Origin of the sequence: Burkholderia pyrrocinia (assembly GCF_001028665.1) — a bacterium.
GTDB lineage: Bacteria > Pseudomonadota > Gammaproteobacteria > Burkholderiales > Burkholderiaceae > Burkholderia > Burkholderia pyrrocinia.
In genome coordinates, this window is the sequence record NZ_CP011505.1 from 362,575 (window position 1) to 376,149 (window position 13,575).

The following is a 13,575-nucleotide window of genomic DNA, read 5'->3' on the forward strand; positions in this document are numbered from 1 at the left end:
GTGAGGTTGCGGACCGAGGGAACAGGGTGCAAGCGCGTCAGGTCGGGCGCAACGCGCCGCGCCGCCACAATCTGACGAAGGGCGACGTCATGGCGGTCGTGCCCAGCGCGACCAGCAGCAGGACCGCATACGAGCTCCGCGACAGCGCGTGGATCTGCAGGCCGGCGGCCAGCACCACCAGTTCCACGAGCCCGCGCGTGTTCATCAGCGAGCCGACCAGCGCCGCGTCGCGCCGGGTCAGTCCGCACACTCTTGCGCCCAGGTAGGCGCCACCGAACTTGCCGACGAACGCAACGCACAGGAACGGCAGGAACCACAGCCACAGCGACGATCCGTCAAAATTATCGAAGGTCACGGACAGCCCGGAATGGACGAAGAACACCGGCAACAGCACCGTGTTCACAAAGCCTTCCATCTTCGACTCCCACTGCTCTCGCAGGCCCGGCACATCGCGCAGCATCACGGCGGCCAGCAACGCGCCGAACGCCGAGTGGGTGCCGATTTCCGTGGTCGCCCATGCCGACAGCAACACATACGGAACGACCACACTCAGCAACTTCGCCGACGACGCGTTCTTCACGGCATCGGCTGCCATCGGCAACACGATGAAGCGGACGACGAGCTTCGAGATCAGCAGGAACACGGCGATGCCGGCGACGATCTTCCATGTCCCGGACCCATCCGGTCCCGCCATCGCCACCGCGGAGACGAACGCCAGCATGACCCAACCGGCCAGATCGGTCAGCATCGCGGCGGACAGCGCGAGCATCGAGGGCGGCACGTCGACGAGATCCATGTCGACGATGATCCTGGCCATCACCGGCAGCGCGGAAACCGACAGGGCGACGCCGCAGAACAGCACATAGGGCAACTCGGCGATCTGCGGCGCGAGCGCGTCGTGCGACAGATAGCCGATCGCCATGCCGCCGGCCAGGGGCAGCAGCATGCCGGCCAGCGCGACCACGGCGGAGTCCGGCACCTTCTTCAGCGATCGGGGGGGCGACATCTCGCCGAGGTTCATGTGCAGACCGATCTGGAACATCAGCGCGATCACGCCGAGCTCGCCGAGATGGGACAGGCCGACGGACGCGGCCGGCCCGAAGATGGCCTGATAGAAACGCATATCGAGCGCTCCCAGTACGGCGGGCCCGAGTACGATGCCCGCGGCCAGTTCGCCGACAACCTTCGCCTGCCCCACCCGTTGCGCCAGCCAGCCGAAGCAACTGCAAGCGATGAGAATCAAGGCCAACTGCATTAACCACATCACCATCCGAAACCTCCTCGGCTCGATCGAAATGAAGGCGGGCAATCCATCCCGGGAATGCATTCTCACCTGCGCGGCGGCGCGCGAAGCATCGCCGGGGCTCTGTCACGTCATGTGGCGAAGCGTTCCTGGAGTACGGCATGATGATATGCCGCATTCATTTGATGTCCGGGCAACGCGAATCGCTGTCGGATTGGGTCGAAACATGAGAGAAACGCCTGCGTGCGACGCGCATCGCGAAATCCGGACATCTGGCGTTCGCGCCGGCGGGTCGGCTGGTGGCCGCGAGCCCGAGCGGGCCCGCCGTGCCGTACGCCGTGATGACCGTGACGCCGCTCGCCAGGTTCGCGAGCACCTGGCGGAACGACGCGGCCGAGACCGGCTCGGCCAGGGCCGCCGACTCACGCATCGCCGCTCACTCGCGGCGGCGCGGTCGAGCGGTCGCCTCGGCGACGCGGTCGACCCAGTCCCGGTAGAACGCGCGGTACTTGAGCACGAGCTTGTCGTACTTGCTGTACGCGCCGCCGCCGTCCGGCTTCATCCCGTTCCAGATCTTGACGTCGTACCCCGCGGCCTGTCTGGTCTGCAACCCGAACAGCACGTAGTCGGTCGCGCGGCGCAGGGCGCCGCCCACCTTCTTGATCGAGATGAGCATGTGCATGACGTTTTTGCCGTCGCTCACCGGCGTCACGCACTGGAGCAGCTTGTATTTGAAGTCTCCGTCCAGGGCGACGGTCATGACGCACCCGCCGGGGTAGCCGTCGAAGTGCAGGTTCATCTGCGACATGCTCAGGCCGAGCGCGCGCGACAGCATGCCGAGGGGCCCGAAGTACCGGTCCACGGTGAAGTCGATCCCGGCACCGAACCACGCGCCCGCCCGGGCCAGCGACTCGACCTCCGGCCACTGGCGCCAATCGTCGAAGAGCTTGAGCTCGAAGGCCGAGATCGGGAGCGCGTGAACGGGGTTCGCGTGCTGCGCGTCGTAGAAGTTCTCGACGATCCGCAAGACGGCCGTCGTCGTCTCGAACGCGAAGTGCAGGTGCATGAAGTCGCCGTTGTCGACGTCGGCCGCGGCGATTTCGGGCAGCGGGTGCAGCGGCTGCGGGGAGCCGTACCAGACCCACACGTAGCCGTATCGCTCGGCGGTGACCAGCGTCGGCTGGCGCGCCCCGCGCGGGACGGGCTCCAGCCGGCTCACCGCCGAGCTGTGGCCGGGGATGTGAACGCACTGGCCCTGCTCGTCGTACCGCCAGTGGTGAAACGGGCACTGGATGCACCCGTCCTCGACCCGCCCGTCGGCCAGGTTCGCGCCGAGGTGCGAGCAGTGGCGGTCCATCACCACGGCCCGCCCCGTCGCGCCGCGCCACGCCACGCACGGACGGCCGAAGAGCATCAACTCCGTCGGCTTGTCCTTGAGGTCGTCCGAGCGCATCGCGACGTACCAGCTCGCGGCCAGGCGCGTGGTCGCGTCGTACACCCCCGGGGGATGCTCCTCGGTGCGCGCTTGATCCAATTGAACGTCGTTCATCGTTTTCGTTCCGGAGTCGGCCGACTACTTCAGCGCCAGGCCGATGCGGGTCGTGACGTACGCCCTGAGCAGCGCGAACATCGGGTTGTAGTCGAAGTACCTTTTCACCTCTGCCGGCGCGCTGGTTTGCGTCCAGTGCAACAGCTTCATCGCCGGCAGCAGGCTGTACTTCGAGTTGTTGAGCTGCGGCTTGGCTCCGGTGATGCAGTACCCGAAGCCGAACATCGGCCTGGCGAAGTCTCGTTCGTCGATGAGGGCGTGAATCCGCGCCGCGGCCTCCTCGGCCGGCTTGCGCCCGGCGCTCACGGCCTCGACCTCGGCTTTGGCGTCGTTGAACAACTGGTAGTACCCCTCCATGTCCGCGCACAGGTACCCGAGGTACGGGGGGTTGTCGTCGAGGTGATCGAGGTCGCCCTCGTCACGCGACGCGCGGAACCTCGCGTGGGCTTGCACGAGCCGGAACTGCCCGAGGATCGTGCCGACCGCCCACAGCCGGTGGAACGCGTCCCACAGGCGGAAGTCCGAGAACGCCGTGTAGCAGCAGCTGACGAAGTCGTCGTTGTGGTCCAAGAGCTTCTGCTGCAGGCGCTCGATGTACTCGAAGCGCTCGGGGGAGAAGTCGTCGTCGCGCAGCGCCTTGATGAGGCGCGCCGCGAGCGCGTGGATGGTCACCGCGGTGTTCTCGAGCCCCCGGGAGAAGAGCGGGTCGATGAACCCGTTCGCGTGCAGCATCAGGCAGTAGCGGTCGCCGACGCAGGCGTTCGACGAGAATTGCAGGCGGTCGGTCTTGACCCAGTCGCGCACCGGCACGGCGTCCCGGAACTGCGCCCCGATGCTCGGGAACCGCGCGAGGAACTCGTCGAATTCCTGCTGCGCGGAGATGTCCGTTTTCGGGTAGACACGCGGGTCGAGCTGCAGGCCGACGCTCACCAGGTTGTTGGTCGACCGCGGGTGGTTGTTGAACGGAATCACCCAGAGCCAGCCGCCCGCGAACATGTGGTGCAAGGTCCCCTCGTGCCAGCGCCAGCGTTGCCCCTTGACCTTGAAGATGTCGTCGAACGGCTTGACCCCGAGCATGTGCGTGTAGAGGCTGCGCGAGTGCGTCTTGAAGCGACACGGCTCTTCGCGGAGCTTGAACTTGGTCGCGAGCGGCGCGCGGGGTCCTCCGCAGTCGATCATGTACCGGCCGGTGAACCGATCGCCCTGGGCGGTGGTCACTGCGACGCCGTCTTTGTCGGCGTGGTATTCGGTCACGTTCGTCTTCTGGCGGACCGTGCAGCCGTATTTGATGGCGGCTTGCAACAGGTAGGCGTCGACGTCTTGCCGGTAATAATGGCTCTCCGGACCCCACGGCAGCTCGGGAATGACGCACTGCGTGAATTCCTTCGGGTCGTGCTCCTGGCCGGGCTTGTGGAACACGAAGCCGAAGTTGCGCTTGATGCCCGTGCTCGACGCGACGTAACGCTGCGTCGAGTAGAACGACGTGATGCGGTCGAGCTCCGGAATGCCGTAGCGATCGGCGATGATGCGATTCATAAGCGACGTCTCGGGGATCGACGATTCGCCGATCGTGAACCGCGGGTGCGACGACTCCTCGATGATCAGCACGCTAAACCGTTGTCTGGCCAGGATGGCTCCCATCTGGGTGCCGGACATGCCCGAGCCGAGGATGATCACGTCGAAGTGGTTGCTATCGCGCCCGTTCGCGGGGCTGTTCTGAGTCATGGGGGCACACTCTCCTTGTGAGATGGAACACATGGACGCACGTGTCAGGTGTCAGGGCTCGTCGAGCGCGGCGCGGAGGCGGAACCGCGCGGCACGCGTGAGCGCGAGTAGATCGACGAGCGCGCTGGGCGCGTACCCCCCGCTGCCGATGGCGGGGCCGCTTTGCCCGGCTTCGTACGCCCGCTCCGCCAATTTGAGGTGAGGCGCCCGGAAGCGCAGCAGGACCTCGAAGACCCGGTCGAGGGCCGCCAGCCCGGCCCCGACGGGCTCGCCCCGCGCGCCGGCCGCTTGCACTTCGTCGAGCACGCGGTCGACGAGCGCCGGCTCCCCGGCGAACCGGGCGTAGACCGCCCTGTACGCGGGAAGCACGTAGGGCAGGTACGTCTCCTTGAATTCTCGATAAGCCGGGTGGTCCGATTGTGAGCCCCACAGGACGTGCTCCAGCACGAAGAGGGGCATTTCCACGGCACCGGGGCCGAGGTAGCTCTGGCCCCCGACTCGAATCGGTTCGTAGAAGGGGCGGAGCTCGTTGTAGAAGACCTGCAGCGAGATGAAGCGGTAAGCGTAAACGACCGATTCGACCATTTTCTGAAGATAGGCCGCCAGCTCGTCGCACCCTTGCGCGAACGCGGGCGACCGCAGGGGCACGTCGGACAGCTCGACGGTCACCGCGATGGCCGCCTCGAGGGCCGCCATCGAGATGCGCACGCTCTCGAGCAGGTGCGCTTCGTCGCGGAGCCCGGTGTAGCTCCGCTGCGCGTCGGCCGCCGCGGGGTTCCAGACCGTCACATGCAGGAGCGTCTCGCGCGGCGGCAGGTCGGTCGTGCGCGCCAGGTCGAGCAGCACCGGCTCGAGCCCGGGCACCACGTCCACGGGCTCGTGTCCGTGCCGCTTGAGCGACCCCAGGAAGAACCCGATGTCCCGCATCGCGGCGGCGGCTTCGACGAAGCCCCAGCCGGAGGGCACGCCGCGCGCCGGGAGGAACTCGCGCAACAGGCCGACGATGCCGGGCACGTCCTTGTTACGGTTCAGGCCAGGCAGTTGCAGAACGAGCGCCCGCGCCCGCAGCGGATCGCAGGCCGCCACCGCGGCGTGCGTGGCCTCGAATGCGCATACCCGGTCCAGGGTGCGCTCCACTACAGGATTTCCGGCGCCGCGAGCGTCGATCCGGGCTGGCTGCGAGACAGCCCCGCGTCGCCGTCACGCAGCGATCGCAGGTAGTCGTAGTTCGTCGGCAGGCTGGTCCGCAGACGCTCGGCCTCGCGCCGGATGCGGGCGAACATCGCCTCGGCCTTGTCGATCGACTCCGGTCGGTGCCGCAAGAGCGGCAGCGACCGGTCGGGCAACATGCCCAAGCCGGCAAAGATGCAGTAGTAGTTTCCGTTCAACCAGAAGTTCTTGAATTCGTAGTCGAACGTTTCGTAGTACGTGGAATCGTCGAACGACGTGGTGGTCAGCGGCAGCCCCGCCTTGTAGCGCTGAACCTTCTCCTTGATGGCGTCCGAGAGCCGCAGGTCGTGCCGGTTCGCGAGCCAGAACGGCGTGTCGTCGCGCGACGTGGCGAAATAGTGCGCCTGGACGAAATCCCGGCAGTCGTCGAACATGTAGACGATCTCGGCGTTGAACGCGTCGGTCAAGCGCGGATCGAACGACGTATCGGGGAAGTGCTTCACGAGCTGGTAAAGCGCCGCGTAGATGAAGTAGATTCCCGTCGATTCCAGGGGCTCCAGAAAGCACGACGACAGCCCGATGGCGACGCAGTTGTTGACCCACGCCCGCCCGTTGCGCCCGACCCGGAACTTGATCTGGTTGAGCGGCTGGTTGTCCGAGAGGCCCCAGAGGTTGAGGAAGTCGGCGGTGGCCTGGTCGCGCGACGTGAACTTGCTCGAGAAGACGTAGCCGCTGCCGAACCGGCCCAGCATCGGAATCTTCCAGGTCCACCCCGAGTTCATGGCGATCGCGGAGGTGTACGGCTCGACCCCCACACGCGCGTCGGCGTTGGGCACGGCGCTGGCGACCGCGCTGTCGCACAGCAGGTAGTCGGACATGTCGATGAAGGGCTCCTTCAGGGCCTGGTTGATCAGAAGCCCCCGCATGCCGGAGCAGTCGATGAACAGGTCCGCCTCCAGCGTGCGCCCCTCCTTGGTGGACAGGCTGGAGATGTAGCCGCGGTCGTTCAGGCGAACCTCCACGACCTCGTCGACCACGCGTTTCACCCCGCGTTCGACGGCCCAGCGCTTCAGGAAGTCGGCCACGAGGTGGGCGTCGAAGTGCCACGCGTGGGACATCTGGCGGGTGCCGTCGGACAGGCACGGTGCGAGCTTGCCGTCGAGCGCCCCGGGCTGCGGGTAGCACGCGTACTCCATCGGCTGCTGGAAGCCCTGTTCGCGCTTGCGCAGCCAGTAGTGGGTAAGCGGCACGCCGTCGCAGTTCGGCACGCTGCCGAACAAATGGTAGAAGTGATCGTCGCGCGAGCGGTCGGGCGACTTCCTCCAGTTCACGAACTTGATGGCGGCCTTGAACGCGCCGTTCACCTGGGGCATCCACTCCCGCTCCGGTATCCCGAGGAAGTCGAAGAACACCTTCTGCAAACTCGGGATGGTCGCCTCGCCCACGCCGATCCGGGGGATCGCCGCAGACTCGATGAGCGTAATGTTCGTCTGCTGCTGGAGCGCCCGGACGAGGTACGAGGCGGCCATCCAGCCCGCGGTGCCGCCGCCCACGATGACGATATTCTTGATCGGGTTGCTCATGACACGTTTCTCATAGGATTTAAAACCTGAATGGATAGTGCCGCCTTGTCGAGCTGAACTCGCAACTCGTCCGGTAACGCGTCATGACGTGTCGGGCTCTTCACGACAAATGACACCGGGAAGGCAGAGCGAATCGTAGCGAAGTTCGGCAAAATGGAGGACGCCCTTCACGCAATATCCGGACATCCTTACCGACAGCCCCGGAGTTTGATCTGAGGCTGTTACCCTCTCAGTTCAAATGGAAGCACAATCGAACCATGCGAGGCGCCCATCGCATCGGCGGCACACCGCGTAAGGGATGCCGAATCAACAGAATGACTTGCCGATGCGGCAATCGCCATTAGCGCATCGAGATGCTCAGGCAACGTCAGCATCCCGAGGCTTGCCGTGCCATGCACGTAACTCCGATACACCATAGCAGTGTTCACGATGGCACACCTCGCAAAATTTCATATCAATCTCAATTGATCCAGAGAGATACTCAATCCCGGAAAATATCGGTGAATATTTTTCGGCAAACTATTTACTTTTTTAAAAACAAATTCTCTCTTTAATTGGGGGTGTGTGCACCGATGGATTTATTGTATATAAATGCGAAATGAACGAATGAATTCAAATGAAAGAAATAAGGTCGTCACCATTTCTGAAACAAAGATATCAACCTTTGCGCATTTCGGCGGTCTTGACCTGCTCCCCGCTTTTAGAGGGCGGCGTGGCTTGCTGCCCGAAATCATCGACTTCATTCATATGGGTTCATGACAGGCTCTAGAATGGCGCTAGCCCATTCTCCGGATCAGACACGATGACCCTCGTCGATACCTATCTCGCCGGCCTGCGCACCGCGCTGCCCGACGCCGACAACGCGGCGCTCGCCGCCGCCACGGGCGCGACGCCCGCGCAACTCGACGCGCTGCGCGCGGCCTATCCGCAGTGCCCGGCCAGCCTGCTCGAACTGCTCGGCAAGCTCGACGGCACCTACTGGCGCGACTACGGCGGCACGACGATCAATGTGCTGGTGCTGGGTTCCGACGTCTACGAGTACCCGTACTACCTGCTGTCGGCCGAGCAGATGCTCGAAGAGGGCGAGAAGTACCGCGACAGCATCGCGGACATCTACGGCGACGACGCGAACGACGACGGCGAACTCGTCGATCCGCGCATCGACATCGCATTGCCGATGAATCGGCGCCTGTGCTTCTCGCATTGCATGAACAACGGCGGCACGTCGCAGCTCTACATCGATTTCGAGCCGGCGCCCGGTGGCAAGGTGGGGCAGGTCGTGCGCTTCCTGCACGATCCCGACAGCTACGCGGTGATCGCCGACGACTTCGACGACTACCTGCGCAAGCTGATCGACGACGGTTACGCGTTTGTCATCGATTTCGACGAAGAATAGCGGCACGGGAGTTGCCTGTTACCGACGACGCGGCATGACCGGGCGAACGGCGATTGCCGGTTGCCGCTTCAGGAGAGACTGACATGCGAATCTACGTGACGAGTATTTTCGTCGACGACCAGGACAAGGCGTTGACGTTCTATACCGACAAGCTCGGCTTCAGGCTGAAGAACAATATCCCGGTGGGCGACTACCGCTGGCTGACCGTCGTGTCGCAGGACCAGCCGGACGGCACCGAGTTGCTGCTCGAGCCGAGCAACCATCGTGCGGTCGGGCCTTACAAACAGGCGCTGTACGAGGACGGCATCCCGGCGGCATCGTTCCAGGTCGACGATCTCGATGGCGAATTCGCGCGGCTCACGGCGCACGGCGTGCGGTTCACGCTGGAGCCGATGGACGCGGGGCCCGTTCGCGTCGCCGTGATCGACGATACGTGCGGCAACCTCATTCAACTGATGCAGATGAAGTAACGCGTTGCGCGGGCCTGCTCAGAGCGCCGCGACCGGCGGCGCGTCGTGCATCCAGCTACGCTCCTGCAAGCGGCTCTGGATGCGCCACCCGCATTCGGTTCGCACCAGCAGGTCGCGATACCACAGGCCGACGAAGCACACGCGATCGTCGCCAGCTTCGTCGGCCGAGATCATCATCACCTGGCCGGCGGTGCGCGCGGTCGCGGCGTTGCCGTCGACGATCAGCAGCGATGTCGAGATCGTGTGCTGTGTGCCGCGCATCGTCGACGTCATCTGTTCCAGATAGGCCGCTATCTCCGCGCGGCTGCCGACCGGGCCGCCGAACGCCGCGTAGTCGAGCATCGCATTGGCTGCGAACAGCCGCTCGAATTCGCGCCAGTCCTGGCGGTCGACCGCGTGGCAATAGCGCGTCAGCAGATCCTGGATCTCCAGCCGGTCGATCGTTTCCTGTGGCGTCATGGTGTCGTGGGTGTGCGTGGATGACGGGGAAACGATAGCGGGTGCGTTCGGGCACGGCATCGGCGGAGTGGACTAAGGGCTTGTGCCGTTCGGCGCCTGACAAGCCGCTCCGATTTTCCGCCGCGCATCGTCACCGAATCGCGTTTGCCGCCTGCGCCGCTCAATCGAAATACGTGAGCCCCAGCGCACCCTTCACATCCGCGAGCGTCGCGCCGGCCACTTCCCGCGCGTGCATCGTGCCGCGCTTCAGGATCGCCATCACCTCGGCCTTGTCGGCTTCGAACTCGCGGCGGCGCGCGCGGATCGGCTCGATCAGCGCCTGCAGCCGTTCATTCAGCACGCGCTTGACCACACTGTCGCCGAGCCCGCCGCGCCGATAGTGCGCCTTCAGCTCATCGACCTTCTGCACGTCCGGCTCGAACGCATCGAGGAACGTGAACACGACGTTCCCCTCAACCTGGCCGGGATCGCTCACGCGCAGGTGATTCGGGTCCGTATACATGTCCTTTACGGCCTGCGCGATCTCGTCCGGCGTCGCGCCGAGCGTGATCGCATTGCCGAGCGACTTGCTCATCTTCGCCTTGCCGTCGATGCCCGGCAGCCGCGTGACCGCCGACAGCACGGCCTCGCATTCGACCAGCACCGGCTGGTCGACGGTCGCATTGAAGCGGCGCACGAGTTCGTTGGTCTGTTCGATCATCGGCAACTGGTCGTCGCCGACGGGCACGTGCGTGGCCTTGAACGCGGTGATGTCGGCGGCCTGGCTTACCGGGTAGGTCAGGAAGCCGGCCGGGATGTCGCGCTCGAACCCGCGCAGGCGGATCTCTTCCTTGATGGTCGGATTGCGTTCGAGGCGCGCGACCGTGACGAGGTTGAGCAGGTATTGCGACAGCTCGGCGAGCTCGGGCACCTGCGACTGCACGACGATCGTCGAGAGCGCCGGATCGATGCCGACGGCGAGATAGTCGAGCGCGACCTCGATCACGTTCTCGGTGACGCGTTGGCGGCGGCCCATGTTGTCGGTCAGCGCCTGCGTATCGGCGAGCAGCAGGAATTGCCGCGCTTCGTGCTGCATTTGCACGCGTGCGCGCAGCGAGCCGATGTAGTGGCCGAGGTGCAGCGGGCCGGTCGTGCGGTCGCCGGTGAGGATGGTCGGGCGGTTCGGGTGGGTCATGGTGATCGTTGGCTCCGGGTTGTCGAAGCCGCCAGCCATGGATGTAAGCGCAGAAACGCAAATGCCGCCATGGCTGGCGGCATCACGTTTGGGACATGCGAAAGGAAACGGGCCGCCTGGGTCAGGCGCGCCACCAGCAATGCAGGTTCGGCAGGGCGGGTTTCGTTTTCATCGCGGCAGTATAGCGTATGGCGCGGCGTCGGGCCGGCCGTGCGCGTCAGCGGATCACCGACTCCATCGCGAGGTACGCGGTTTCGGCGGACGGCCACAGCAGGTACAGCAGGCCGGCCATCAGCAGCAGCGCGCCGGCGCGTACCAGCGGCGTGCGGTCTTTCTCGCGCGGGGGGCGGGTGGGCGGCTTCGAGTTCTTCATGCTTGCTGGCGCGCGATGCGCCACTCCAACGGTTGCTGCAACGGGTCGTGTGGGGCGACGCCGGGGTGTTGCGGGAAAACGGGCGGTGCACAGCGGTATGGGCGGCTGCGCGACGCAAAAAAGGGGGATCAGACGGCCGCTCGGATTCCGGAACGCACGCTGTGCATCACAGACATTGCGAGGCGACGCGCATGTTATCAGTTCGGCGGTTCGCGAACCGTCAAGAATTGTCGGGCAATGGCCGGGTTAAAGAGCGGCCGGACGCGGGGACGTTTTCCGTCGGGTATCTGAAATATTCAGAATTTCAATAAAAATTGCCCGATCCGGACATGGCACCGATGCTGCCGTTGCCGACGGAGTCGATCGCGGCTCGGTACAGGGAAATCTACATTCACAGTAAACTGCTGCTGATCGACGACAGCTTCTTCACGTTGGGCAGCGCCAACCTGAATTTGCGGAGCATGGCGGTCGATGCGGAAATCAATGTGGGTAGCGACGATCGAGCCAAGAGTACGGATCTGCGGAAGCGAGTTTGGAATCTGCATACCGGTGGCAAACATGATGGCAGCGACGGCAGTCCCGTCGCCATCAAGGAAACGTTCATGAAGTGGCAAGAACTCATGGATTCGAATGCCATTCAACGGAAGCGCGGTCTAGAGCCGGTGGGCTTCCTGCTGGCATTTCAAGACGATCGTACGTCCAGCGTTCGGCTGGCCTAGCGCACTTTCAGATCATGCGGGTTCCGATGAGTTCTACAACGTCTAAACGATTGCGCCTGGCGGGCGTGTTTTCCCTCTTCCTGTTCTTTGCTTGTACCGCTTGCTCGATGAACGATTCCCTTCCGCGAAATATGTCGCTCGACGCTTTCAACCCACATCGCGAGACGTTTGATTGCGTGCACGAAGCCACCGTCGTTCCGGCCGTTGATCCAGAGGCGGATCGCTGGAATCAGCAGGCGATGAAGATGACAAGCGCATTGTTGTGGCCGAACCAGCGCGATTACGCTGGTGCCGTCGCGCTGTGGAGCAAGGCTGCCGAGCGCAAGCACTGGAAGGCGATGCTGAACCTTGCGAATGCCTACGCGCAGGGGCTGGGTGTCGATCGCAATACCGAGCGTGCGGTGCAGATTACCGAGCAGGCCATGAAGCTGGGCATCCCTGCGGCCTATGATCTGATGGGCACGTACTACATGAACGGAGTTGGCGTAAAGCAGGATGCCAGCCGTGCGTATGCGTTCTGGCAACTTGCTGCGGACAAGGGTAGCCCGAGTGCGATGGCTTATTTGGGTAGTAAGCTCGATGCAGTCTACGACGATCCGAAATCCGGTTTTTGGGGCAATCGAAAGGTTGCGCTCAAAATGCTCGAGTGTGGATTCGCCCAGGGTAGCGGGGATGCAGCATACGCCCTCGGAACAACTCTCGTTGGCTCCGACCAATCACTTGGCGAAGACAACGTGCAGGCTCTCAAGATCTTGCATGAAGGCGTGAAATACGGAAGCGCCAAGAGTGCGGCGTATTTGTTTGGCGCGTTCGACGATGGCGATGCCGTGGTCGGCAACGTGAAGGATCGTGCCCGGGCCGAGCGTTATAGCGTTCTTGCCGATCGCCTCGAGCGCGACCCCGATCTACGTCTGCCGAATCTGGACAAGGCGGTGCCGCTGCCGCCGGCCAAGTTGCCCAAGTGGGACGGCAACAAGGAGACGTTGATCAATGCGGCGAAGGCGGTGACGTCGGCACCGGTGTCGCCGTCCAAACCCGCCGCGCACCCCGTGTCGCTGCGTACCGGTCGCGCACACGTGCCCGATGGTTACATGCTGCCCGCGACGCCTCCCGCGGGCGTTACTCCGCAGGCAGAAACGACCGCCGCCCCGTTGGCGGCTACTGGCTCGCACAACTGAAATATCCGAATGCCGAACGGCATTTTGTGTGGAATACGGAACCGGTGTGGACCTGGTGGAACGAGGCTAATCGCCTCGGGTTCGCGAAGCTGCCTCAGGTCAGCGTCGGCAACTTTTCCGACGACGCGTGACGGGAGGGAAGGTGCGTAAAACGACGATGGCCGCGATCGTGGTTGCCGGAGGTCTGATATTGGCGGCCTGGGGCGTGCTCGCGCTCGTGGGAGCCGCGGCCCAGGTCAGCGGAGGCAGCTACGGTTCGCACGATGTGAGCGATTTCGCGATCGAGAATTTCCTGTTTCTCGGGCCGCTGATTGCATTGGGCGGCTTGGTCGCATGGTTCGCCAGCCGTGATTCGACATCGCCCGGCGATGCCGACGATCCTCCGTCGGGCAACGACGGGAGTGATTCGTCTGCTCCCGCGCAACGGGATGCGGACTCATGAGCAGTACCGAGCCATCTACAAGCATGACCAGTGGCGCAAGGGCGCGGGTCGTATGTCCGCTGGGCTGTCCGGTCAGTCGGACAGTTCGACCTAT

Annotated in this window: 14 protein-coding genes and 1 pseudogene; 6 read left to right on the forward strand and 9 right to left on the reverse strand. The window is 64.1% G+C overall.

What is annotated here, in order from left to right; all coding sequences use genetic code 11:
• Positions 1 to 37 precede the first annotated feature (37 nt).
• The 6 genes and pseudogenes from ABD05_RS31815 to ABD05_RS31840 form a co-directional block, all read right to left on the reverse strand.
• Positions 38 to 1,270 (reverse strand): cation:proton antiporter, encoded by a 1,233-nt coding sequence (locus tag ABD05_RS31815; protein WP_047904143.1) that lies wholly within the window; start codon positions 1,268 to 1,270, stop codon positions 38 to 40.
• A gap of 104 nt (positions 1,271 to 1,374) precedes the next feature.
• A pseudogene (locus ABD05_RS39130) lies at positions 1,375 to 1,545 on the reverse strand (IS6 family transposase); the annotation flags it as partial.
• Between the two features lie 134 nt (positions 1,546 to 1,679).
• Entirely contained in the window at positions 1,680 to 2,792 is a 1,113-nt protein-coding gene (locus ABD05_RS31825; RefSeq protein WP_047904144.1) for a Rieske 2Fe-2S domain-containing protein, read from the reverse strand.
• Positions 2,793 to 2,816: 24 nt separating this feature from the next.
• Positions 2,817 to 4,517, reverse strand: coding sequence for an NAD(P)/FAD-dependent oxidoreductase (locus tag ABD05_RS31830; protein WP_047904145.1), 1,701 nt, complete (start codon positions 4,515 to 4,517; stop codon positions 2,817 to 2,819).
• A 51-nt stretch (positions 4,518 to 4,568) separates the two neighbouring features.
• Positions 4,569 to 5,654 (reverse strand): monodechloroaminopyrrolnitrin synthase PrnB family protein, encoded by a 1,086-nt coding sequence (locus tag ABD05_RS31835; RefSeq protein ID WP_047904146.1) that lies wholly within the window; start codon positions 5,652 to 5,654, stop codon positions 4,569 to 4,571.
• Positions 5,654 to 7,270 carry a tryptophan halogenase family protein gene (locus ABD05_RS31840; RefSeq protein WP_047904147.1) on the reverse strand — a complete coding sequence of 539 codons (1,617 nt, stop codon included), beginning with the start codon at positions 7,268 to 7,270 and terminating at the stop codon, positions 5,654 to 5,656. Before ABD05_RS31840 ends, ABD05_RS31835 begins: the two co-directional genes overlap by 1 nt.
• 606 nt (positions 7,271 to 7,876) lie before the next feature.
• Between ABD05_RS31840 and ABD05_RS38430 the strand changes: the two genes are divergently transcribed.
• The 3 genes from ABD05_RS38430 to ABD05_RS31850 all read left to right on the forward strand — a co-directional run bounded on the left by ABD05_RS38430 (position 7,877) and on the right by ABD05_RS31850 (position 9,136).
• Positions 7,877 to 8,029, forward strand: a complete 153-nt coding sequence (locus ABD05_RS38430; protein WP_158361713.1) for a hypothetical protein — start codon at positions 7,877 to 7,879, stop codon at positions 8,027 to 8,029.
• A gap of 43 nt (positions 8,030 to 8,072) precedes the next feature.
• Positions 8,073 to 8,666, forward strand: a complete 594-nt coding sequence (locus ABD05_RS31845) for an SMI1/KNR4 family protein (protein ID WP_047904148.1) — start codon at positions 8,073 to 8,075, stop codon at positions 8,664 to 8,666.
• Positions 8,667 to 8,749: 83 nt separating this feature from the next.
• Positions 8,750 to 9,136 (forward strand): VOC family protein, encoded by a 387-nt coding sequence (locus ABD05_RS31850; RefSeq protein ID WP_047904149.1) that lies wholly within the window; start codon positions 8,750 to 8,752, stop codon positions 9,134 to 9,136.
• A gap of 18 nt (positions 9,137 to 9,154) precedes the next feature.
• Here ABD05_RS31850 and ABD05_RS31855 read toward each other — a convergent pair whose 3' ends face one another.
• The 3 genes from ABD05_RS31855 to ABD05_RS38690 all read right to left on the reverse strand — a co-directional run bounded on the left by ABD05_RS31855 (position 9,155) and on the right by ABD05_RS38690 (position 11,142).
• On the reverse strand, positions 9,155 to 9,595 hold the full coding sequence (locus ABD05_RS31855) for a nuclear transport factor 2 family protein (RefSeq protein WP_047904150.1): 441 nt from the start codon (positions 9,593 to 9,595) through the stop codon (positions 9,155 to 9,157).
• A 160-nt stretch (positions 9,596 to 9,755) separates the two neighbouring features.
• Positions 9,756 to 10,769 (reverse strand): tryptophan--tRNA ligase, encoded by a 1,014-nt coding sequence (gene trpS / locus ABD05_RS31860; protein ID WP_047904656.1) that lies wholly within the window; start codon positions 10,767 to 10,769, stop codon positions 9,756 to 9,758.
• Positions 10,770 to 10,986: 217 nt separating this feature from the next.
• Entirely contained in the window at positions 10,987 to 11,142 is a 156-nt protein-coding gene (locus ABD05_RS38690; RefSeq protein ID WP_167347869.1) for a hypothetical protein, read from the reverse strand.
• A gap of 329 nt (positions 11,143 to 11,471) precedes the next feature.
• Here ABD05_RS38690 and ABD05_RS31865 point away from each other — a divergent pair, with 329 nt between their 5' ends.
• From ABD05_RS31865 to ABD05_RS31875, 3 genes are all read left to right on the forward strand, one after another.
• Positions 11,472 to 11,861, forward strand: a complete 390-nt coding sequence (locus ABD05_RS31865) for a phospholipase D-like domain-containing protein (protein ID WP_047904151.1) — start codon at positions 11,472 to 11,474, stop codon at positions 11,859 to 11,861.
• A 107-nt stretch (positions 11,862 to 11,968) separates the two neighbouring features.
• On the forward strand, positions 11,969 to 13,039 hold the full coding sequence (locus ABD05_RS31870; protein ID WP_238594226.1) for a tetratricopeptide repeat protein: 1,071 nt from the start codon (positions 11,969 to 11,971) through the stop codon (positions 13,037 to 13,039).
• A gap of 142 nt (positions 13,040 to 13,181) precedes the next feature.
• A complete protein-coding gene (locus ABD05_RS31875; protein WP_047904657.1) occupies positions 13,182 to 13,481 on the forward strand; it encodes a hypothetical protein in 300 nt (99 codons plus the stop codon).
• Positions 13,482 to 13,575 lie beyond the last annotated feature (94 nt).